Origin of the sequence: Caballeronia sp. INML3B (assembly GCF_023631305.1) — a bacterium.
Taxonomy (GTDB): domain Bacteria; phylum Pseudomonadota; class Gammaproteobacteria; order Burkholderiales; family Burkholderiaceae; genus Caballeronia; species Caballeronia turbans.
On record NZ_JALQDI010000052.1, the window covers coordinates 1 to 22,790 of the forward strand.

General features: G+C 65.4%; 19 protein-coding genes and 2 pseudogenes. 5 read left to right on the forward strand and 16 right to left on the reverse strand.

The window, feature by feature from the left end; genetic code table 11:
* From NCS58_RS23935 to NCS58_RS23970, 9 genes and pseudogenes are all read right to left on the reverse strand, one after another.
* Positions 1-209 (reverse strand): annotated as a pseudogene (locus tag NCS58_RS23935) (hypothetical protein); the annotation flags it as partial.
* Entirely contained in the window at positions 112-540 is a 429-nt protein-coding gene (locus NCS58_RS34510; protein WP_409219302.1) for a DUF2950 family protein, read from the reverse strand. The gene NCS58_RS34510 and the pseudogene NCS58_RS23935, both read right to left, overlap by 98 nt.
* A gap of 48 nt (positions 541-588) precedes the next feature.
* On the reverse strand, positions 589-825 hold the full coding sequence (locus tag NCS58_RS23940; protein WP_143756298.1) for a hypothetical protein: 237 nt from the start codon (positions 823-825) through the stop codon (positions 589-591).
* A gap of 165 nt (positions 826-990) precedes the next feature.
* A complete protein-coding gene (locus tag NCS58_RS23945; protein ID WP_061117233.1) occupies positions 991-1,662 on the reverse strand; it encodes a VIT1/CCC1 transporter family protein in 672 nt (223 codons plus the stop codon).
* Positions 1,663-1,674: 12 nt separating this feature from the next.
* On the reverse strand, positions 1,675-2,670 hold the full coding sequence (locus tag NCS58_RS23950; protein ID WP_061117287.1) for a 2-hydroxyacid dehydrogenase: 996 nt from the start codon (positions 2,668-2,670) through the stop codon (positions 1,675-1,677).
* 41 nt (positions 2,671-2,711) lie between these two features.
* A complete protein-coding gene (locus tag NCS58_RS23955; RefSeq protein WP_061117234.1) occupies positions 2,712-4,301 on the reverse strand; it encodes an aspartate:alanine exchanger family transporter in 1,590 nt (529 codons plus the stop codon).
* A gap of 117 nt (positions 4,302-4,418) precedes the next feature.
* Entirely contained in the window at positions 4,419-6,512 is a 2,094-nt protein-coding gene (locus tag NCS58_RS23960; protein WP_284502377.1) for a glycogen-debranching protein, read from the reverse strand.
* Positions 6,499-8,997, reverse strand: a complete 2,499-nt coding sequence (locus NCS58_RS23965) for a glycogen/starch/alpha-glucan phosphorylase (RefSeq protein ID WP_061117236.1) — start codon at positions 8,995-8,997, stop codon at positions 6,499-6,501. The genes NCS58_RS23960 and NCS58_RS23965 overlap by 14 nt, the downstream gene beginning before the upstream one ends.
* Positions 8,998-9,138: 141 nt before the next feature.
* Entirely contained in the window at positions 9,139-11,811 is a 2,673-nt protein-coding gene (locus NCS58_RS23970; protein WP_061117237.1) for a LuxR C-terminal-related transcriptional regulator, read from the reverse strand.
* A 138-nt stretch (positions 11,812-11,949) separates the two neighbouring features.
* Between NCS58_RS23970 and NCS58_RS23975 the strand changes: the two genes are divergently transcribed.
* The 4 genes and pseudogenes from NCS58_RS23975 (at position 11,950) to NCS58_RS23990 (ending at position 14,794) form a co-directional block, all read left to right on the forward strand.
* Complete coding sequence (locus NCS58_RS23975; protein WP_061117238.1) at positions 11,950-12,711, forward strand: universal stress protein; 762 nt, start codon at positions 11,950-11,952, stop codon at positions 12,709-12,711.
* A gap of 30 nt (positions 12,712-12,741) precedes the next feature.
* A pseudogene (locus tag NCS58_RS23980) lies at positions 12,742-13,330 on the forward strand (zinc-binding dehydrogenase).
* Positions 13,331-13,339: 9 nt separating this feature from the next.
* A complete protein-coding gene (locus NCS58_RS23985; RefSeq protein WP_061117239.1) occupies positions 13,340-14,188 on the forward strand; it encodes a TauD/TfdA family dioxygenase in 849 nt (282 codons plus the stop codon).
* Between the two features lie 42 nt (positions 14,189-14,230).
* A complete protein-coding gene (locus NCS58_RS23990) occupies positions 14,231-14,794 on the forward strand; it encodes an alpha/beta hydrolase (protein ID WP_061117240.1) in 564 nt (187 codons plus the stop codon).
* On the opposite strand, the gene NCS58_RS23995 is transcribed toward NCS58_RS23990, so the two are convergent.
* Positions 14,775-16,019, reverse strand: a complete 1,245-nt coding sequence (locus NCS58_RS23995) for a Zn-dependent hydrolase (RefSeq protein WP_061117241.1) — start codon at positions 16,017-16,019, stop codon at positions 14,775-14,777. The two genes, NCS58_RS23990 and NCS58_RS23995, sit on opposite strands and share 20 nt — an antisense overlap.
* Before the next feature lie 50 nt (positions 16,020-16,069).
* Entirely contained in the window at positions 16,070-17,017 is a 948-nt protein-coding gene (locus NCS58_RS24000; protein ID WP_061117242.1) for a GlxA family transcriptional regulator, read from the reverse strand.
* Between the two features lie 115 nt (positions 17,018-17,132).
* Here NCS58_RS24000 and NCS58_RS24005 point away from each other — a divergent pair, with 115 nt between their 5' ends.
* A complete protein-coding gene (locus NCS58_RS24005) occupies positions 17,133-17,924 on the forward strand; it encodes an SDR family oxidoreductase (protein WP_061117243.1) in 792 nt (263 codons plus the stop codon).
* Here NCS58_RS24005 and NCS58_RS24010 read toward each other — a convergent pair.
* The 5 genes from NCS58_RS24010 to NCS58_RS24030 all read right to left on the reverse strand — a co-directional run bounded on the left by NCS58_RS24010 (position 17,912) and on the right by NCS58_RS24030 (position 22,774).
* The gene (locus NCS58_RS24010) at positions 17,912-18,127 is read right to left on the reverse strand and encodes a hypothetical protein (protein ID WP_143756299.1); all 216 of its coding nucleotides are present in this window, start codon (positions 18,125-18,127) and stop codon (positions 17,912-17,914) included. The two genes, NCS58_RS24005 and NCS58_RS24010, sit on opposite strands and share 13 nt — an antisense overlap.
* A gap of 45 nt (positions 18,128-18,172) precedes the next feature.
* Positions 18,173-19,975, reverse strand: a complete 1,803-nt coding sequence (locus tag NCS58_RS24015; protein WP_250477707.1) for an ATP-binding protein — start codon at positions 19,973-19,975, stop codon at positions 18,173-18,175.
* Positions 19,972-21,462 (reverse strand): hypothetical protein, encoded by a 1,491-nt coding sequence (locus tag NCS58_RS24020; protein ID WP_250477708.1) that lies wholly within the window; start codon positions 21,460-21,462, stop codon positions 19,972-19,974. Before NCS58_RS24020 ends, NCS58_RS24015 begins: the two co-directional genes overlap by 4 nt.
* Positions 21,462-22,127 carry a response regulator transcription factor gene (locus NCS58_RS24025; protein ID WP_061117246.1) on the reverse strand — a complete coding sequence of 222 codons (666 nt, stop codon included), beginning with the start codon at positions 22,125-22,127 and terminating at the stop codon, positions 21,462-21,464. Before NCS58_RS24025 ends, NCS58_RS24020 begins: the two co-directional genes overlap by 1 nt.
* Positions 22,128-22,348: 221 nt before the next feature.
* Positions 22,349-22,774, reverse strand: a complete 426-nt coding sequence (locus NCS58_RS24030; protein ID WP_143756300.1) for a hypothetical protein — start codon at positions 22,772-22,774, stop codon at positions 22,349-22,351.
* Positions 22,775-22,790: the final 16 nt, after the last annotated feature.

A 22,790-nucleotide genomic window follows, 5' to 3' on the forward strand; every position in this document is an offset into this window, starting at 1 on the left:
CCGCGCGCCGCGCCGCCCACGCGCTCACCGCCGCCCACGGCCGGCCCGCCCTGCGGAGGCGGCGCCGCGGAAGCAGTCGCCGGGTCGATGCCCGTGTTGCTTTTTGCCCAGCTATAGCACGCGCCGTCGTCGCTTTGCTGTTGCTGCGCACTCTGACCTTTGGACGGGTAAGCGATCGGTTTGCTCTGTGCGACGGCATCGAGCGCCATCACGGCGATCACGATGGCGCAGCCCGCACGCAATCTCTTTGCATTCATGGTGACTCCTTCCCTGAGTTCGATAATTCAAGCCATTCAAAATTTCGGCGCTTCCGCGAAATCCGCGCCCCGGTCTTCCTTCGAGGCTTCTGCAAGCGGGCCAGGACCGCCGCGATCCAAATTCCGTGCGCTTGCGCGGACGCACCGCAATCTTTTGATACACGACGCCGTTGCTATTCACAACGAATGTCGTCGCGCCGTGCTGCGAGGGATACGCGGTCATCGCGAAGCCCGCCAGCATGCGCCCGTCGATGATATAGCCGGAGGCGCCGTCCTGGCGCATACTTTTCGCTATTTCGTGAGGATTCGAAAGTAATATCCTTGATAAGCGTCAACCGGGTTTCGATCCTTGAAATGATTCGACGATCCGGCCGATATCGGCGCTCATCTTTTTCATGACTTTCGCGCAATTGGGAAGCGCATTCAAGGCATCCGGCCACGCTTCGTTCACAGGCTGATTCGTCGCGATGGCGCGCGAGTAAAACGCGACAAGAGGCACGCGGCGATATCCGGCTACACGGACCTCTCCAGACTCAGCAATCGGAGGCGTGGGAAAACCTGTGACCAAATCAGCGTCTTCGTATTCTGTGTTGCCGTTTGTCGCTCGATGCCCGCTGACGTTTCATCCCCGCGGAAAAGGGCTCCCTCTGCAAGATATGCGAACCTTTCAGCGATTTCAAGAATGGCAACGTAGGTGTTTATTCGCTCGTTCGGCGAACGCCCCCGGTTTTGGTTATCCGCCTAAGGCGATGATCGCCATCGTCAGGAGCACGCCCAGCGCCATCATCGAAAGCCCCGCTTTCCAGCCCTTCCAGCCCGCATAGCGGCCCAGTGCAAAGCCGCAGAAGAACAACATCACGAGCGTCAGCACGCGCGAGATCAGCAACGCCGTCGGCACATGTTCGAAGATGACAAACGGCGCCGCGACGGGAAACGTCGACAGCACGATGATGATGAAGATGCCCAGCGCCGCGAGAAAGTCGTCGCGTACGAAATGCGCGCGCTCGGGCAGGCTGCCGCTTTCGGCGATGCGCCTGCGAATGGTCTCGAGATCGGCGTCGGTCACGAACGGATCGAGCGCCGTGGACACGCGCTCGCGCAATGCGCGCACGCCCGCCGCCGCGTCGCGCTCGCGTTGTATGGAGAGCGCGAGCGCATGCCTGCGCGCGCGGTCCGTGATCGTGCGCACGAGATACATGACGGCGTCCGCGAGACCCCACGCGAGATTGCAGCCCATGGCCGTGTAGAGCATCTTTCGCCCCGCGTCCTCGCCGCCCGTCGCCGCCGATACCGTGCCCACGAACGTCAGCGCCATGAAGAGGCCGAAGCACAGTTCCGACACGCGATCGACCGTGTCGAGCACGGGCTCGCGCGCGCGTTCCTTCGGCGGATTTCCGGGAGTCATCGGCGCGCGCCGCTATTTGGCCTTCACCTCGTTTTCCAGCGGCTGGTTCTTCTCGAAGGCCGTGATGCTTTGCAGCGTGGTCTCGCAGATCGTCGTCAATGCTTCACGGGTCAGATACGCCTGATGCCCCGTCACGATGACATTCGGAAACGAGACGAGCCGCTGGAAAATGTCGTCGGTGATGATTTCGCTCGACAGATCGCGGAAGAAAAGATCTGCCTCCTGTTCGTAGACATCGATCGCGAGACCGCCTAGCTGCCCGGTCTTCAACGCCTCGATGACGGCCTCCGTATCGATCAGCGCGCCCCGGCTCGTGTTGACGAGCAACGCACCGGGCTTCGCGCGCTTGAGCGACTCTGCATTGATGATGTGATGCGTCTGCGGCGTCAGCGGACAAAACAGCGCGACGATGTCCGCCCGCTCGCCGATCTCTCCGGGCGTCGCATAGTGCAGGCCGAGCGCCTCGAATGCCTTCGACGGATAAGGATCGTAGCCAATCACGTTGCAGCCGAAGCCCTGCATGATCTTCGCGAAGACGCAGCCGATCTTGCCCGTGCCGACCACGGCGACCGTCTTGCCGCACAGATCGAAGCCGATGAGCCCGTCGAGCGAAAAGTTCGAATCGCGCGTGCGGTTGTATGCGCGATGCACCTTGCGATTGATCGCGAGCAGAAGCGCAACCGCGTGCTCCGCCACCGAGTTCGGCGAATAGTTGACGACGCGCACGACCTTGATGCCGAGCTTCGCGGCGGCCGCGAGATCGACATTGTTGAAGCCCGTGCAGCGCAGTGCGACGAGACGCGTGCCGCCCTTGTGCAATGCTTCGAGCACTTCGGCATCGGCCTTGTCATTGACAAAGATGCAGACGGCGCCGTAGCCCGCCGCGAGCTCGACCGTATCCATATTGAGCGACATCTCGTGATACCTGAGCTTGTGCTTCTCGACCTTGTTCGCTTCGTCGAGATACTCGCGCTCGTAGGGCGTCGAGCTGAAGATCGCCACTTCCATGATGTTCTCCTCCGAGATTTTGACGGCATGGTGACGCAAGGCTAACCCGCGGCAAGCGATATGGCGATCTGCACGAAAAGCACTTTGACGATGGTCATCGACGGGAAGATCATCGCGTACATGATGTCGGGCTGATCGGTCGGCGCGACGCGATTGGCGAATGCGAGGATCGCCGGATTGCCGGTCGCGCCGCAGATCACGCCGACCGACGTATCGAAGGGAAGCCTGAAGATCCACAGGCAGCAGACTGCCGTCACACTCACGAGAACCAGCAGCGTGATCACGCCGTAAAGCAGCAGAAGCGGCCCGGCCGTGGCCACGGTCGCGACGAACTTGGGCCCGCAGGAAATGCCCACTTGCGCGAGGAAGATCGTGAGGCCGAGGTTGCGCAGCACGAGATTCGCCGACAACGGCATCACCCAGACGAACGGCCCGTTGCGCCGCGCCTTGCCGAGACACAGCGCGACCAGCAGCAACGCGGCGAGCCCCAGGCTGAACGCGCCGAGGCCGGGAACCGGCAGCGGAATCGCACCGACGAGCAAGCCCAGGGCCGCGCCGATGCCGAGGCAGATGAAGCTCAGATCGGCTGTGCCCTTGATCGAATCGCCGAAGAACGTGCGCATCGTCGCCTGATGCGCGCGATTGACGAGCAGGCCGACGCGGTCGCCCGCTTCGAGGATCAGATCGGGTGTCGAGAGCATGTCGGCGTCGCCGCGGCGCACGTGCGCGATCGCGCAGTTGACGCCATCGGGAAAGCGAATATCGCCGAGCGCCATGCCGACGACCGCCGGATTCGACGCGAACACCCGCATGTAGTCGAGGTCTTCGCGATGACTCGTCATCCGTCCCGGCTGCAACTCGCCGCACAGCGTGGCGGCTTCGTCGAGCAGGCGGCGGTCGGTGGCCGTGGCGAGGAGCACATCGTCGGCGCGCAGCGTGAAATCGGCCGTGGGCAACTGATTGTGATGCGCGCGCCGCACCGCGGCGATCGCCACGCCGGAAGGCAGACGACGAGTAAGCTCCGCCAGCTTCAGACCGACGAAGTTCGCGTTTCTCAGCGCGATCTCCGCCGATTCGATCAACTTCGCCGGCGGCTTCTGAATCTTTACTTTCAGCGCCACGCTGAGCAGATAGATGAACAGGATCGGACCGGCAACGCCGAACGGATACGTGATGCTGTAGGCCACGGCTGCATCGTTGCTTTTCATCGATGCGATCGCGACCTGCAGGCTCGCCGTGCTGGTTCCGCTGCCGGCGAACATGCCGAGCGCATCGGCGAGCTTGATGCCGAAGTGTATGAAGGCGCAGGAAACGAGGCCCGAGACGACCACGCCGATGCACGCCGCCGCGTTCGCCTTCGCGCCCTCGCGGCTTGTCAGCCCGTGAAAGAACTGCGCGCCATACTGAATGCCGATGCCGTAGAGAAACAGCAGCAGCCCGAGCGTGCCGAGCAACGCCGGGGGCGCGGACTTCGGCGCGAATGCACCGATCGCGAGCCCGACGAACAGAACCGCGCCGGAACCGAGCGCCACGCCTTTGATGTTGATCTCGCCGATCAGATAACCCAGCGCAATCGTCAGGAAGAGCGCGAACAGCGACTGATTCTCGAGGAAGGTCCTGACTGCATCCATGCCGCCTCCTGTGGGTAGACAAAGCAACTCAGCAGTACACGAATATTAAAGGCGCTTTGCGCGGCGCAGTCCAGCATCACCGCGTAATCGACGCACGATCAACATGCAACCGATGCATCAATCCGATTCGAGCACGACGACGCTGCGTGCGCCGGCCCGGCACGCGCCGCGTTCGATCGCCGCCGTTTCGACATCCGGAACAATGTCCCTGGGCGATTCGGCCGACGTATCCACGATACGCCGCCAGCTCCGGTTGTCGAGGACGGGCAGCGCGACATCACGCGGCTCGTCGTGCATGTTGAAGACGATGTGCAGCATCGGCTCGCCCGCCGCCTGTCCAGCGAGTGTGAACGCCACGAGGCGCGCGCCCGGGTCATGCCACGCGGGCGCGTCGAGCCGTTCGCCGTGCCATGCGACATCGGGCTGCGTTTGCCCGTTCGCGGGTTGTCCTGTCAGAAAGCGCCGGCGGCGCAGGCTCGCGTGACGCTTGCGCAGCGCGATCATCTCGCGCACGAAGCGCAGCATGGCGCGGGCGTTGTCGGAGAGCTCCCAGTCGATCCACGAGAGCGCGTTGTCCTGACAGAAGGCGTTGTTGTTGCCGCGCTGGCTGCGCAGGATTTCGTCGCCGGCGAGCAGCATCGGCACGCCCTGGCTCAGAAGCAGGATCGCCATGAAGTTGCGCGCCTGTCGAAGCCGCAGGCCGATGATCGCCGGGTCGTCGGTCGCGCCTTCCGCGCCGCAGTTCCACGACAGATCGTCGTTGCTGCCGTCGCGGTTGTCCTCGCCGTTCGCCTCGTTGTGCTTGGCCTCGTAGCTCACGAGGTCGTTCAGCGTGAAGCCGTCGTGACAGGTCACGAAGTTGATGCTGTTCGCAGGCAGCCGGCCATCGCTCTGATAGAGGTCCGCGCTGCCCGCGATGCACGTGCACACCTCGCCGACGATGCCCGGATCGCCACGCACGAAACGCCGGATCACATCGCGGTAGCGCCCGTTCCATTCGGTCCACGCCATGCCGGGAAACGAGCCGACGTGATAGAGGCCGCCCGCATCCCAAGCCTCGGCGATCAGGGGCACGCGCGCCAGCACCGGCGAAGCTTCCATCGCCCACGGTAAAGGCGGCGTGCCCAACAACTCGCCGTTCTCGCCGCGCACGAACACGCTCGCGAGATCGAAGCGGAAACCGTCGACGTCCAGTTCGCGAACCCAGTATTCGAGGCAGCGCAAGATGAAGGCCGATACCAGCGGATGATTGCAGTTGAGCGTGTTGCCGCATCCGGTGTAGTCGCGGTAATGTCGCCCGTCGTTCGCATCTATCTGATAGAAGGTCTCGTTGGCGAAGACCTTGAAATGAATCACCGGTCCGTTCTTGCCCGCCTCCGACGTGTGATTGAACACGACGTCGAGCAACACGCGGATGCCCGCCGCGTGAAGTGCGTCGACGAACGCGCGGAACTCCTGCGGCGCGCACGCGGGCTCCACGCAATAGCGCGGATGCGGGCTGTAAAAGCTGTGCGTGCTGTAGCCCCAGTAGTTGCGCAGGCCACGCGCCGCGGCGGAAGCGGGAATGTCCTGTTCGTCGAAGGCCATCACCGGCAGCAGTTCGACGTGCGTGACGCCGAGCGCCTTCAAATAAGGAATTTTCTCGATGAGACCCGCGAACGTGCCGGGATGACGCACGCCGCTCGACGGATGCCGGGTAAACCCGCCGACGTGCAGCTCGTAGATGATCGCCTCGTCGAGCGTGCGAACCTCGACGTCGTCGTCAGGGCGGCCGAGCGGCTCCGTGACGATGCCCCGAAGGGACGCGTGCCCCGCCGCATGCGCGTCGGCGGCATGCTGACGATCATAGAAGCGGTCGCTCACGCCGCGCGCCTGCGGATCGATCAGTTCCTTGCGGCTCGCGGCCTCGTCGCTCATCTGCGGCACGCCGAGGGGACCGTATGCGCGCCACGTATAACAACTGCGCAACGGAAGATCCTCGACGAACACATGCCAGAAGAGATACGTGCGGTTCGCGTCGCCCGACAGCGCGATGACCTGAAACGGCTCGGCACTTTCTTCCGATGCGTACAGCAGCAGCTCGACGCGCGTAGCGCGCCGGCAGAACGCGCAGAAGTTGACGCCGCCCGGCATGACCGTCGCGCCGATGGGAAAGCGCGAGCCGGGCTGCGTGCGATAGATCCTTTGCGCGTGCGCTTCAGGACTGAGCAAGATCGATCCTCACCGGATGCGTCGTCCAGATGCGCTCGCAATATTCGCGGATCGCGCGGTCCGACGAGAACTTGCCCGAGCGTGCCGAATTCATGATCGACATGCGCGTCCATTGCCGCGCATCGCGCCATGCTTCGCTCACGCGGTCCTGACACGCGACGTAATCGGCGAAATCGGCGAGCACGAGGAAGGGATCGTGTTGCAGCAGGCTATCGACGAGCGGGCGGAACATCTCCTTGTCCCCGCGCGAGAAGCGGCCTTGCGCGATCTCATCGAGCGCATCGCGCAAGTCATCGTTGCCCTGCGCGTAGTCCGCAGGCCGATACCCCGCGCGCTTCAGCTCGTCCACTTGCTGCGCGCTGAGGCCGAAGAGGAAAAAATTCTCCGCGCCCGCTTCCTCGCGAATCTCCACGTTCGCGCCATCCAGCGTGCCGATCGTCAATGCGCCGTTGATCATGAATTTCATGTTGCCCGTGCCGGACGCCTCCTTGCCCGCCGTCGAAATTTGCTCGGACAGGTCCGCGGCGGGATAGATCCAGTGCCCGTTCTTCACGTTGAAGTCGGGATAAAACACCACTTTCATCCGGCCTTTGAGGCTTGCATCGTTGTTCACGACTTCCGCAATGCCGTTGATCAGGCGGATGATGAGCTTCGCCATCGCATAACCCGGCGCGGCCTTTCCGCCGAAGATGAAGCAGCGCGGCGCCGTATCGAGATCGGGATTGCGGCACAGGCGCCGATAGAGACTGATGATGTAGAGCGCGTTCAGATGCTGACGCTTGTATTCGTGGATGCGCTTCACCTGGATGTCGAAGAGCGCGCCCGGATCGACGTCGATGCCGGTCGTATTCCTGATGCGCGCCGCGAGCGCAGTCTTGTTGTCGCGCCGGATCGCGCGCCATGCGTCCTGGAAGGCGGTGTCGTCGGCGTGGGCCGCCAGCGCGTCGAGTCGTGCGAGATCGGTGCGCCAGCCGTCGCCGATCGTCTTATCGAGAAGGCGCGCGAGCCCCGGATTGCTCAGCATCAGAAAGCGGCGCGGCGTGACGCCGTTCGTCACGTTAAGGAAGTGCTCCGGGAACATCTCGGCGAAATCGCGCAGCACGGTCTGCTTCAACAGGTCCGAATGCAGCGCCGCCACGCCGTTGACCGCATGACTGCCGACGGTCGCGAGATTCGCCATGCGCACTTTCCTGTCGCCGGTTTCGTCGATGAGCGACATGCGCTTCACGCGCTCTTCGTCGCCGGGATACTGGCGGCGCACGTCATCGAGGAAGCGGCGATTGATTTCGTAGATGATTTCGAGCGGGCGCGGCAACAGGCTCTGAAAGAGCGGCAGGCCCCATGTTTCGAGCGCCTCGGGCAAGAGCGTGTGATTCGTATAGGCGAAGGTGCGCCGCGTGATGTCCCACGCCGCATCCCATGAAAGCAGACGCTCGTCGATGAGCAGGCGCATCAGCTCCGCCACTGCGACCGAAGGATGCGTATCGTTGAGCTGCGCCGCGAAAAGGTCCGCGAACTGGTCGATCGACGTGCCCTTCGCGTCCATCATGCGCAGCATGTCCTGAAGCGAGCAGGAAACGAAGAAATACTGCTGCGCGAGACGCAGTCGCTTGCCGGCCTCGGGTTCATCGTTCGGATAGAGCACTTTCGAGAGCGTCTCCGAGACGACCTTTTCCTCGACGGCCTCGTAGTATTCGCCCGCGTTGAAGTCCTGAAAATCGAAAGACTCGACCGCCTCGCTTTTCCAAAGGCGCAGGATGTTGCACGTATCGACGCGATAACCCTGCATCGGCATGTCGCATGCGACGCCTTTCACCTGGCGCCGCGCAATCCAGCGCACGCGCAGCCTGCCATCCGCATCCGTTTCGCTTTGCGTGTGTCCGCCGAAAGACACGTATTGGCTGATATCGGGGCGGACGATTTCCCACGGGTTGCCCTTTTGCAGCCACTTGTCGGTGGTTTCCACCTGCCAGCCGTCGCGGATCTCCTGATCGAAGATGCCGAACTCGTACCGTATGCCGTAACCCATAGCCGGGATTTCCAGCGTCGCGAGCGAATCCAGATAGCACGCGGCGAGGCGCCCGAGGCCGCCGTTGCCGAGCCCCGGCTCTTCTTCGATGGCAAGCAGCTCGTCCAGATCGTGACCGAGCGCGTGCATCGCTTCGCGCGCTTCGGCTTCCATGTCGAGATTGAGCAGGTTATTGCCGAGCTGCGGGCCGATCAGGAATTCGGCCGACAGATAGCAGGCGACCTTGACGTCCTTCGCCGCATAGACCTTCGTCGACGCGGCCCAGCGCGCGAGCATGCGATCCCGCACGCTGTACGCGAGCGCCATGTACCAGTCCTGCTGTGTCGCGATGTCGGGATAACGCGCCTGACGGCAGATGAGATTCCTCATGACGTCGTGCTGGAACGCATAGCCGGGCACGTCGCTCGCGGCGGCTTTCGCGTTCGCGACTGCATCGGTTGCGGAAACATCGCTCATGGCCGTCCCCCGTTCGGTTCATCACACTGAGCAAGGATATGTTAGGCGGCGGGGATTACAAGCGGCACGCGCGTTGCATCCACGCGTGCCGACAGCTTCATTGTTTCGATTCGCGCAATCGGTACACCGGGCCGTGGAGCGCTATTGCACGCCTTCGAGCAAGCCGAGCGCCATGGCGCGGCGCACCGCGTGCTTGCGCGAACTCGCGTCGAGCTTGCCGAAGAGATTCTTCAGATGCCACTTGACGGTGCCTTCGCCGACCGCCGCCGCGAGCGCAATTTCCTTGTTGCTCAGGTTGCGCGCGAGGAGTTCGAGAATCTCGCGCTCCTTCGGCGTGAGGATCACGCTCGGCAACGCGCGCGGGCCGCCCTCGCCGGAACGCGGCGGCACGCGCACGACATGCGGCGGCACGACGGGCCGCTCGCCCGGATTCACGTCGCCGGCTTCGCTCAGGCGCCGCGCCCAGTCCGCGAGCGCCGGATGCGCGTCGATCAGCACGCGCCCGAGGTGATACGTGCGCGCGAGGTTCAACGCTTCGAGAAACGGCGCGTGCCCTTCGCCGTTCGCCCGTTCCTGCGCGAACGCGCGCAAGGCCATCAGTTCGATGCGCTGGCGGCCGAGCTTCATCGTCGCGGCGAGCTGTTCCGCGTGCGCGAGCGGTTCGATGGCGGCCTGCCAGTCCTCCCGCGCGAGCGCCGCGCCGCCGTGCGCGGTCGACTGGAGCATGTGCATCGAGCGGCACCAGATCGGCCCGCGCGTCGCGCCGTGTTCATCGACGATCGCATCGATGCGCTCGACGAGCGCGTCGCAGGTCTGTGCGCGGTAACGGCCCGCGTGCGCCCGCACCTGCTCGGCAAGGCTCGTCGCGCAAAGACGCGGCAGGTTGCGCGCGACGCCCATCGCGTAAAGCATTTCGAGCAGATCGAGCGCGCGATGCTCGTCGCCGCGCACGGCCGCGATGCGCGCCGCCGTGCGGTAGGCGAGCATGACCGTTTCGGGCATCGCAGCGTGCTCGAGCACGTCGAGGCGATTGGCGAGCAGCGCGCCGGCCTCGTCGATGCGATCGTCCTCGTAGGCGATCGAAGCGCACGTCGCCGCGAACATGCACGTCAGCGGATGACGCCGCCCGAGATCGTCTTCGGCGCTCGCGAGCGCGGGCAGCAGCACGCTTTCGGCGAGCTTCACCTGTCCTTCCTGCAGCCACGTCAGGCCGACCATGTGATCGCCCCAGCGCACGACATAGCCGAGCCCCTTGCCGGTCTGCGCGCGCGTCACCGCCTGCTGGAGCCTGCGCGCCTGCGCGGGCTCGCCGAGCAGCATCGCGCGGGCGGCGAGGCGGTTCGCGTGCGCCTGCGCGAGCCATGAATCCTTCGGAGGCGGCGTCTGCGCCCACGGCTCGAAGAGCGCCAGGAAGCGGTCGGGATCGTCGGCGTACCATGCGGCCGCGCTCAGGATCAGCGCGCATTCGTAGCGCAGGGCGTCGTCGGCGCCCTGCGACGCCAGCACGCGCTCGACCTGACGCTGCGCCTCCTGATGACGTTCGCCCAGCGCGAGCGCCCAAGCGACGGCAAGGCACAGGCGCGGGCGTTTTTCCAGTTCGTCTTCCGGCAGGCGCTCCAGCCAGTCGAGCACGGTGCCGAGCTGGCCTTGCTTCACGGCATCGTGCAGCGACCGTTCCGCGAGTTCGTATGCGTGCTCGCGCTCGCCCGCCGCGTGCGCGTGACGCGCCGCCTGTTCGAGCATGCCGCGCGCGCCGAGCCAGCGCGCCGCACGCCGATGCAGCGCCGCGCGTTCATCGTCCGGAAGTGCGGTGAGCCGCGCCTGCAGCACGTCGCGCGCGAGCGGATGCATGCGGCACCAGTCGCTTGCTTCCGCCGAGACGAAGACGGGCGTGTCGCGCACGAGGCGCGCGAGACGCTGCGGCGCGTCCGCGGCGCCGGTCAGGCCGGCGCACAAATCGGGATGCAGCACGTCCACCACGCTGATGTCGACGAGAAAGCGCTCGTCGTCGGATGAAAGCTCGCTGAGCAGCGCCGCGACGAGCGGCTCGCGCAGGCCGCGCGGCCCCGCCGCGAGATTGTCGAGCGCCGCGCGCGGGTCCTGGGCGCGCGCCATCGCGGTGAGCGCGAGTTGCAGGCCGAGCGGCCAGCCATCGGTGATTTCGAAAAGGCGCGCGGAAGCATCGGCGTCCACGCGCCCGCCGAAGCGCTGCGTGACGAGCGCGATGGTGTCATCAACGCGAAAACGCAGCGCCTCCGGGCCGATGAGCTCCGCCTGCCCGTACGCGAGCAATTCCGCCGCCGGCTTGTCGAGCCCCTGACGCCCCGCCGCCACGATGCGCAGATTCTGCGGCGCGTTGTGCATCACGTAGTCGAGCATGTGTGCGCCCGAGGCGGGCAGCCGGTCGGCTTCATCGACGATCAGCACGACATCGAGCGATAACTGCGCGAGTTCGGCGAGCCACGCGGTGGCGAGTTCGAACGCGCCGGGCGCGCCCGGACTTTCGGCGATGAACCGCCCGAAGCCCGGACGCGCGCAGCCCGTGCGGATGGCGTGGACGAGCGCGCGCAGAAAACGCTCGGCGTCGTCGCGCTCGTCGGCGAGCAGCCACGCGACGGCCGCGCCGCGCGCCAGAAACTCGCGCCGCCACTGCGCGAGCAACGAGGTCTTGCCGTATCCCGCGCCCGCCTGCACCAGCACGATCTGGCTGCGGGCGCTTTCCGCGTTCAGGCGCGCACGCGCGAGCAGGCCCGACGGCGCGCGCGGCGCCATCGTCTTCAATACGAGTTCCGTGGAGGGGGAGTCGGTGGTCATCGGTCGATTTTTGTAATGCGCCTAGCATGGTTCGGATGGCGCACACGCGTCAAGCCCCCTCCCGCCGCGAGAGGGGCGCGCACGCGATGCGCGCACTACGATGCCCTCATCCGTGAAACTGCAAGCCGAAGGACCACCATGTACCGACATCTGCTCGTGCCCATCGAACGCAGCGACGCGTGCGTCGAGGCGATCGGCCATGCGGCCGAGCTCGCGCGATCGCTCGGCGCGCGCATAACGTTCTTGTGCCCGCAGGCGGGCGCGAGCGACGATGCAGCGCAGCATAGGCAGGCCGCGTCGCTATTGGCCCGCGCCGAAGCCGCGGCGCGCGCACAGGGCGTGCCCGCGTCGGTGCTGACATCGCATGGCAGGGCGGCGTTCGAAGGCATCGGCGGGCAGGCGGCGCGCGAGTACGACCTCGTGTGCATCGCGCACGGCGGGTCCGTGCCGCCCGTGCCGGGCGTCGCCGTGCTCGTGTGCCCGCGCGACGCCCGCCCGATGGTCGAAAAGGCGGTCGGCGCATTGCTCGCCGTGCATCGTGCGCGTTCGGATGCCTACGACGATGCGCTGCGCATGGCGCGCCCCGATGCCCGCACGATCGAGCGTCTTCGCGAAGCACATGGCGAAGAACACGCGCTGACGATGGCGTTGCGCGAGCGGACATCGTCGCTCGATGCCGAACTCGACGAACTCGCGCGCCTCGCCGGGCGCGAAGCGGCCCTGCTCGCGCGCATCGCGGAATCGGTCACGCACGACGGGACCGCCGGCGACGACACATTGCATGCGTGCGCGCGCTTCGCGTGGGAACGCATGGGACGCATCGAAGGCGTCGTGCTGCCGGCCGCGCGCCGTTATTTGCGCGACGAAGACTGGAGCGCGCTTGCCGGCGCCCCGCGCTGAACGTAACGAACGACACCGCAGACGAACAGAATGGCCCGTGCGATCCGCTTTCACGAAACCGGCGGCCCTGAAGTCCTGCGCTGGGAAGCGGTCGGCGTCGGCCAGCCCGCACCGTTCGAGGTGCGTCCGCGTCATGAAGCCGTCGGACTCAACTTCGCGGACACCTGCTTCCGCTCGAGCCTCCATCCGCTGCCGCTGCCCTCGGGCATGGGCGTGGAGGCCGCGCGAACGTCGCGCATCTGAAGGAAGGCGATCGCGTGACCTACACTGGATTCATCGACGCGAAGACGTCGCCGCGCGCGTGCGCGAACTGACCGACGGCAAAGGCGTGAACGCCGTTTTCGACAGCGTCGGCAAGACGGCCTTCGACGCATCGCTCGATTCGCTCGATTCGCTCGCGCGGCAAGGTCTGATGATGTGGGTCGGCACGGCATCGGGGCCGGTTGCGCCCTTCGATCCGCAGCTGCTCGTGAAAAAAGGCCCGCTATATCTGACGCGTCCGGCGCTCGCCGATTACATCGCCGATCCGGCCGAGAAGAACGCGCTCGCCGATGCGCAGGACGCGCACCGCGATGTCGAAGCGCGCAAGACCACGGGTTCGTCCGTGTTCGTCGTCTGAGGAGACAACATGCATATCGAGCAGCTCACTTGCGCAATCGGCGCGGAACTGACCGGCGTCAATCTCGCCGATGCCATTCACGACGACGCGCTCTTCGCCGGAATCCGCCGCGCGCTGCTCGCGCATCGCGTGCTCTTTCTGCGCGATCAGGAGATCACGCGCGCCGAGCATGTCGCGTTCGCGCGGCGCTTCGGCGAGCTGGAGGATCATCCGGTCGCGGGCAGCGATCCCGAGCATCCGGGACTCGTGCGCATCTACAAGTCGCCCGATCAGCCGAACGACCGCTACGAGAACGCGTGGCACACGGACGCGACATGGCGCGTCGCGCCGCCTTTCGGCTGCGTGCTGCGCTGCGTGGAATGCCCGCCGGTCGGCGGCGACACGATCTGGGCGAACATGGTGCTCGCATATGAGAATCTGCCCGCGCATGTGAAGGAGCAGATCGCGGATCTGCGCGCGCGGCACAGCATCGAGGCGAGCTTCGGCGCGGCCATGCCGATCGGAAAGCGTCTCGCGCTCAAGGCGCAGTTTCCCGATGCCGAGCATCCCGTCGTGCGCACGCATCCGGAAACCGGCGAGAAGGTGCTGTTCGTGAACGCGTTCACGACGCATTTCACCAACTATCACACGCCCGCGCGCGTGCGCTTCGGGCAGGACGCGAATCCCGGCGCGGGGCAGTTGCTCGCCTATCTGCTGAGCCAGGCCTGCATACCGGAATATCAGGTGCGCTGGCGCTGGTCGAAGAACAGCATCGCGATCTGGGACAACCGCAGCACGCAGCACTACGCGGTGATGGACTATCCGCCATGTCATCGCAAGATGGAACGTGCGGGGATCATCGGCGACGTGCCTTTCTGACACTTCCGGCTGACATTCACTGACCGACAAGGAAATCACCGCATGAACGCATCACCGGACGCGCCGACGATCCTCATGGTTCCCGGCCTGCGCGATCACGTCGAAGACCACTGGCAGACGCATTTCGCCAAGGCCCATCCGAACGTGCGCACCGTGCCGCCGCTGCAACGCGACAAGCTCGATCGCAGCGCGCGCGTCGCCGCGCTGGAGGCCGAGCTGTCGCACATCACCGGGCCGGTCGTGCTCGTCGCGCACAGCGCCGGCGTGATGATCACCGTGCACTGGGCGCGGCAGCACCGGCGCGAGATTCACGGTGCGCTCCTCGTCACGCCGCCCGATTTCGATGCGCCACTGCCCGCAGGCTACCCGACGCCCGATGAGCTTCGCCTGAACGGATGGCTTCCCACTCCGCGCGAGCGCCTGCCGTTTGCGTGTGTCGTCGCGGCAAGCCGGAACGATCCGCTTGCGCGCTTCGAGCGCGTGGCCGGCATGGCAGATGACTGGGGCGCGCGGCTCGTCGATCTCGGCGAGGTCGGCCACATGAATCCGGCGTCGGGATTCGGCGTATGGCGCGAGGCGGAGCGGTTCATCGCGGAGATCGGCTGACGAGGTCGCGCAGCATGTCCGCCGCCGCCCGCGCCGCCACTTCGCAACCCAGCACGATATGCGCCTCGGCCGTATCTTCGATGAAGTCGTGACTGACGCCGCCGATGCTCGGCACGAACAGCATGCACGCCGGCACGTGATGCGCGATGACCTGCGCATCGTGCGACGCGCCGCTCGGCATGCGCTCCCACTGACCCGGCGCGAGCGCTTCGGCCGCGTTCGCGAGATGCGCCTGCAACGCGGCATCCATCGTCACGGGCTCTTCGGGCGGCTCGCTGTCCGTCATGGCGACGCTCGCACGGCCTTCGGCGTTGAAGTCGCAAATCAGTGAGGCGAGCGCGGCTTCCATCGCGCGCAGACGTGCGGCGCTGGCGTCGCGGAATTGCAGGTAAAGGTCCGCCGCGCCCGGCACCACGCTGAACGAGCCCGGATCGAGCTCGATGCGCCCGACCGTCCACACGGTATCGGCATCGGCGAGCTGGCGGAACGCTTCGTCCATGCGCGCGATGAACGCGACGAGCGCCGCGCCCGCGTCGCGGCGAATCGACATCGGCGTGGTGCCGGCGTGATTGCGCTGACCCGTGAAATGCAGCTTCAATTCGCGAATGCCCACGATGGTCGTCACCACGCCGATCGACTTCCCGTGTGCTTCCAGCCGTCCGCCCTGCTCGATGTGCGGCTCCAGATACGCTTTGTGCCGTGTCTTGTCGATGCGCACGCGCGCGGCTTCGGCGAGTCCGGCCTGCTTCAGCGCATCGCCGAGCAGCACGCCTTCGCGATTGCGCGCGCCGCGCACGGCGTCATCGACATTTTCGCCGACGAAGCTGCGGCTGCCGAGAAAGCCCGAGAACGTGCCTTCTTCGTCGATCCACGATGCGACGTCGACCGCGAAATGACGCGTCTGCCCGCATTCGGCGAGCGCGCGTGCGATCTCCAGGCCGTAGACGACGCCGAGCGCGCCGTCGAGCCAGCCGCCCGTCGGCTGCGTGTCGGTGTGCGAGCCGATCAGGAGCGCCGGCCCCGCGTTGCGCGAGCGGCCGAACACGGTGCCGACGCCGTCGATGGACGCGCTCAGGCCCGCGTCGTTCATGCGGCCGGCGAGCCAGCGGCGCGCGGCCATGTCGACCGGCGACAGCGACAGGCGCACGACGCCCGGGCCGGTCGCGCCGAACGTGCGCAGATGCTTGAGGTCGCTCAGCAGGCGGTCGGGGTTTATGTTCGACACAGCTTGTCCTTGACGTTGACGTTGACGTTGAGTACGTGAAAAGCCGAGTATCAGACCGACGCCCGCGCCTCGCGCCGCACTTCCTGCGGCGGCACGCCGAAGCCGCGCATGAACGCCTCGCGCATATGCCGCCGGTCCCGGAAACCCGTTTCCTGCGCAATCGTTTCGAGCGAATGACGGCTCTTTTCGATCATCAGGCGCGCCGCTTCCAGCCGCAAACCCTCGATGGCCTTCGCCGGCGATTGCCCCGTCTCCAGCGTGAACACGCGGCTGAACTGGCGCGGGCTCAGATGCGCCTCGCCCGCGAGCTCCTCGACCGTCAACGGCCGGTTCAGGTTCTTGCGCGCATAGTTCAGCGCGTTCTGGATGCGGTCCGACTTCGGCGCGAGATCCAGCATTTCCGAATGCTGCGACTGGCCGCCCGCGCGCCGCTGATGCATTACGAGCTTGTGCGCGACAGAGCGCGCGATCTCCGCGCCGAGATCCTTTTCCACCATCGCGAGCGCGAGATCGAGGCCGGCCGTCATGCCCGCCGACGTCCAGATCGGCCCATCGACGATGAAGATGCGGTCTTCCTCCACGCGCACATCTGGGAAACGCTGCTGCATCTCCCGCGCGTAGGCCCAGTGCGTAGTCGCGCGGCGGTTTGCGAGCAAGCCCGCTTCGGCCAGCACGAAACCGCCCGTGCAGATGCCCGCGATGCGCCGCGCGCGCTTGCCGGCGCGGCGCAGAAACGTCACGACGTCGGCGGGTGCCGGCGTCATGAGCGGCTCGTTGACGCCCGCCGCGATCCACGTGTCCACTGCGGTACGCGGGGTGATCGGCCGCGTGTTCACCTTCATGCCGAGCGACGAGCGCACTTCGCCGCCCGCCGTCGAATGATTTTCGATGCTGTAGAACGCTTCGCCCGCGGTGATGTTCGCGTACTCGAACACCGATTGCGACGCGAGCGCCATCACCTGAAAGCCTTCGCTCAACAAATAGCCGACGCGATGCATGTCCGTTTATCCGCCTCGATGTCCTGAATCCGTACCTTATACGTCATTTGCGCCACCGTCAAACCGGCCCACAATTCACTCACGCAACCCCACCTTTTCCTGACGGAGTGAAATCATGACGCAACATCTCGGCACGGCGCTCGTCACGGGCGCGTCTTCCGGCATCGGCGCAGTCTATGCGGAACGTCTCGCGCGGCGCGGCTACGACCTCGTTCTCGTCGCCCGCAACCGCGACCGCCTCGCGACGCTCGCCGCGCGGATCACGAACGACACGCGCCGCAGCGTCGAGATTCTCGATGCCGACCTGAACGACCGCAATGCGCTCGCCGCCGTCGAAGCGAAACTGAAGGAAGACGCGAGCATTACGCTGCTCGTGAACAACGCCGGCGTCGGCACGCATACGCCCTTGCTCGACAGCGACGTCGACGCGATGACGCGCATGATCGACCTGAACGTGACCGCGCTCACGCGCCTCACTTACGCGGCGGTGCCCGGCTTCGTCGGGCGCGGCAACGGCGCGGTCATCAATATCGCGTCGATCGTCGGCATCGCGCCGGAAATTCTCAACGGCGTGTACGGCGGCACCAAGGCCTTCGTGCTCGCGTTCAGCCAGTCGTTGCATCGGGAACTGGCGGACAAGGGCGTGCGCATTCAGGCCGTGCTGCCGGGCGCCACGGCCACCGACTTCTGGGAAACGGGCGGCCTGCCGCTCGAAAACCTCGACAAGGCGATCGTCATGTCGGCGGGCGATCTGGTCGATGCGGCGCTCGTCGGCTTCGATCGCGGCGAGCTCGTGACGATTCCGTCGCTGCACGACGGCGCGAAGTGGGACGCGTATGAAGCCGCGCGGCAGGCGATGGCGCCCGAGCTTTCCACGGACACGCCGGCTGCGCGTTACGCGGCGTGAGGCGTGAATCCGCGCGCGGCGCGGGCGTGCACATGACGCGCGGCATCGCCACCGGTCTTTACGCCGGCGAACCGTGTCGCCGACGCGCCGCTCGCGAGATCGAACGGGTTCAATGCGGTGCCGCGCAGTGAAGGCGGCGCCCATGCAGCGGCCACGTTCGCAGGCGAGCGACGCGCGCGCACCGATCCGGGCGGTCGGTCCATGAAACGGGAGGAGGAACGCGCATACGGTATCTGCCCAGTCTCCCGCTACTTCTGATGCACATGCAGCGCGGCATGCAGAGTGGCGCGAAGCTCGATCAGATCGAGGCGAAGCTGCGCAGTGTAGGTATCGACGTCTTCCGCCCAGCTTTCCGATTCCCGCAGCAACGCGCGCAGTTCCTGGCACTCGTCGACCATCATCGACGGACCGAGCACCGTCAGGCCGCCCGCGAGCTTGTGCGCCCAGGCGCGCAGCTTGCGCGCGTCCTCGCGCTTGCAGATGTCGTCGAGCGCGACGATGTCTTCCTCGATCTGCGCGAGGAAGTCGGACACATACGCCGCCGGGATCTGCGGGAAGCGCGAAGGAAGATCATCGTCTTCCTGGCGATCGCTTCCGCCAGGCGCGTCCGTATCCGCCGCTGCATTCGATTCGACCGGGCCGACCGTTTGCAACACGCCCGCCAGCACGGCGAGCGGAACGGGCTTCGTCAGATAGTCGGTGAAGCCGCGCGCGCGCCCTCGTTCGACATCCTGCGCGCTCGCGCTCGCGCTGATCGCGTAGATACGCATGGCCGGATCGAGCGCACGGGCCGCGGCGAGCAGTTCCGCGCCGGACATCTTCGGCATGTCCATGTCGGTCAGCACGATATCCACGCGATGCTTGCGCAGCAGTTCGAGCGCCTCTTCGCCGTCGTGCGCCTCGAGCACGGATGCCCCGAGCGTGAGAAGCTGATCGCGCAGGAGGCCGCGATTCAGACGGTTGTCTTCCGCGATCACGACGACCGGCCCGGTCTTGCGCGCATTCGGCGAAGGCAGCGCCGCGCCGGTAGCCGGGCGTGCGGACGCGCGCTGCCGCCCCTCGATGGCCGCGACCGCATCCCTGAAACCCTTGAGGCTGAAGATGCTGACTTCGAGCACGCCGTCGGCCCAATGCACGGGCACGAGCGGGCCGTTCTGCGTCATGCGGATGACGCGCGCCTCGTCTTTCCACACCGCCTGAATCTCCTGCTCGCTGAACTCGTCGGTGACAATCAGATACTCGCAGCCCTTGGCGAGCGCCGCGTCAGGATGCGTCATGTACGTGACGGACGCGCGATCCGGATCGTAGAGATTCTCGAACCATTCGCGATATTCGCTCGCGCGGCAGAGAATGGCCGCCTTGCCTTCGAGCAGTGCGGCGTCGCCGCTTCCCGGCGATTCGTCGGCGAGAAGCGGCAGCGACACCTGGATGCGCGTGCCGACGCCTTCGGTGCTGTCGAGCGAAATCTTCCCTTTCATCAACTCGCAAAGCCGCACGCAGATCGAGAGACCGAGCCCCGTTCCGCGCGCCTGCGTGAGGCGATGCGCGTCGCCCTGCATGAACGGCTGAAAGAGCTTCTCGCGCTGCGATTCCGGGATGCCGATGCCCGAGTCCGCGACGCTCAGTTCCAGCGCGCCGCTCACCCATCGGGCGCGCACGACGACTTTTCCGGAATACGTGAACTTGAGCGCGTTGCCGAGCAGGTTGTTCAGAATCTGCGAGACGCGAATCGGATCGAAGAAGAGCTTTCCGGGACACGCGCGGTCGATCACGACGAACAGCCGCAAGCCCTGCCGGTTCGCGAGCGGCGCATGCGCGACCATCACGCGCACGACGAGCTCGCGTATCGAGCCCCATTCCTCCGAGAGCCGCATTTCGCCGATATCCATCTTCGAGAAGTCGAGGACATCGTTCACGACATGCAGCAGCGCGCTCGCCGACGCCTGCATCGCCTGCACGCGCGCTTCCTGCTCCGCGGCGAGCGGCCCCAGCGCGACCAGTTCCAGATTCCCGACGAGCGACGACAGCGGCGTGCGGATCTCGTGGCTCATCGCGGCGAAGAAGCTGAGCTTGGCTTTCGCGGCGGCGTCGCTGGTCTCCGAGCAACACGAAGTCGAGCGCCTGTTGCGCAGCGCGAAGGAAACCAGAACAGCACGCTGGTCTTGTTGACGACGGCCGACGCGTACGACACCTTGAGATGCAGCGCGTCGCCGCCCGATTTATGCAGCGTGTACTGGATTTGCTGGATCATCGCCTCGCGCCCCTCTTGCGCCGGCGCGATGCCTGCCGCCACGAAAGCCTCGCTGAGGCCGGCGGGCAGCCGCATCGGGGAGGCATCGGTCAGGTCGAACAGCGAACGCGCCACCTGATTGGCCGCGATGAGGCTGAAATCGTCTTTCAATGCGATGCACAAGCCCACGGGCGTCGCATGGGCCAGCAGATGGTTCAGTATTTCGCCTTCGACCGCGCGGCAGGCCTGCTCGTACGAGCGGGTAAGGAAACGAAAATTCCAGTAGCGGTACATCGCGAGCAACATGGCGGTGAGCGCCCCCGTGACGATGAGCAGGATCGTCAGTTGCACGCGCTTCGCGGCCAGCTCGGTCGCGAGCGGAAGCGCGACGACGATATGTCCGATGCCCAGCGCAAGCATGTCGAGTCTCGCGCCCCAACCTCTGCCGAGCCACTGATACACGCCGGCTTGCGCTTTCGCGAGCCGCCCGTTGACGTAGCGCAGGTACTCCGTATCGTCGCCGGCGAGCACGCGATTCTCGTTATCGAAGATGGCGATCTGTGATTCCAGCAGATCCGACGTCGACTCGCGCAGCACGTGGTCGAGCGTGACCCGTGTGAAGACGAGCGCATAAGGCGTCTCGTCGCGCGCCACCACCATGAACATGATGACAGTCGGCTTTGGGAAGCCGAGCGACGCCGGGGCGACGAACCACATGACGCGCCGCATGCGGGCGGCGTCGAACGGCGCGATGCCGCGCGTGTTCATGTAGATCTTTGCGAAGGTTGCGAGCGCGGCGAGTCTCTCGGGCGGCGCGACCTTGTCGTCGGTATCGGCGAAAAATCCAAAGCCAGACGAGGCGGTGCCGTCGAAGTCCGAGAACTGCAATATCGGCTTCGTGCTTTCCTCGGGGATCATCTGATGCGCTGCCTGGCACGCGGCGGCGAGCGCCTGGTCTTCCCGGCCGGACGGATAGGCCTTGCATCGAGGGTTGTCGGGCGCCTGGAGCACGCCGCTCGTCGGCTCGGTCGCGCCGACATCCAGCATCAGGGCGCCCAGCGTAAGCATGTTGTACCGGCTGAATATGTTGACGTTCGCGCCGCGCATTGCCGCCTGCGCGATTTCCTCTTCGTTCTTCAGCGACGACGTCAACATGAAGAACCCGGTGACGCCCGCTCCGCAGACTGCGGTGAAAATCAGCAGGCCCACCGCGACTGCGAAGATGCGCCGCTCCCGTCTGAGGTTGCTTTCGAGCATCCGCAGCATATGCAGAGGAGAATTCTGCGATGCGGCGAAAAAGCGCTCCATCAGGCCAGTCCCATCCTCGCGGCATACCTGACGAGGTCTACGTGATTCTCCACATGCAGCTTGCGCATGGCGGAACGCTTCTGGGTGGCGACCGTCGGCACCGAACGGTTCAGCGTCCGTGCGATTTCAGTCACGGAAAGCCCCTGCGCGAACAGCCGCACGACTTCCAGCTCGCGCGGCGAAAGCGGCTGCTCGCGCGCGAGGTCCTTCGTCGTCGAGCCTTCGCGCGCGAGACGGAGCTGGATCTTCGGTGAGAAGATCGTCTCTTTCGTGGCGAGCGCGCGCAGGCTGATCCGCGCAAGCTCGCTCGGCGGCTCTTCCTTGCTGACGATAGCCGCGACGCCGAGCTTGCACAACTCATGGAACATGCCGCCGCTTGCCATCATCGTGAGGACGACGAGCGGGACATCGGGATGCGAGCGGCGCAGCATGCTCACGAGCCGCAAGCCGTCGAGTTCGACTTCCTCGTCGCCCTGCATGACGAGATCGGTGATGACGAGATCGGCCGGCTCTTTATCGAGCACGCGGATCAACTCCGCGCCCGAGTTCACCGTAGCCGTGATGACGAAGCCGGGAAGCTTCGAGAACTGGTCGGAGACGGCCATGAGAACGATGGGATGGTCATCCGCCAGCACGACGCGAACCGTGCCCGTGTGCGCACTCATGGACACACCGCTCGCGGCGTCTTCGATAATTGATTCAGAAGTCGAAACAGACGCGCTGCTCGACGCGATCGATGCAACAGACGAACGGAACAGTGCATTGACGCGCCCCCCGACCCGGCTGGAATAGAATGAGTATGTCTTAGGATACCGGGATTCGAATTCAAAGACTAGCGCTGAGCCTCGCATGTGCGCGAGCCCGCCGGACTCCAGAGCCGCATGGTTCATTTCCGGCCTTCACAGTAAACGTTGCAGGTGAAACAGCCAAGGCGCAGGCGCTTGGCACTAGAGCGGCACAGGCTGCAATTCGGCTTTGCGCCTTTCCATGGCTCGCCGCACGCATCGGATGCATCGTCCGCTTGCTGCGTGGTTCGGGCGAAATGATGCAGCGGCATCGACATGACACGGGAACTCGCGCGCTTTCTGGTTTCACTGCCTCCGGCGACGAGCATGCAGGTGATCACGAGCATCGATCCGATAACGATGGCCGCGATCAGCACCAATATCATCCACTCCGACGTTTTCAGGCAGAGCGCGGCGACGATGACGAACGACATGCCGACGAACATCGAAATCAAGAGCGCCGATGCGAATCCCGCTGCTTCACTACACTTCCGGAAGGCGTGGCTGATCGAATCTAAAACGAGCATAAGGGCACCTGGCTAG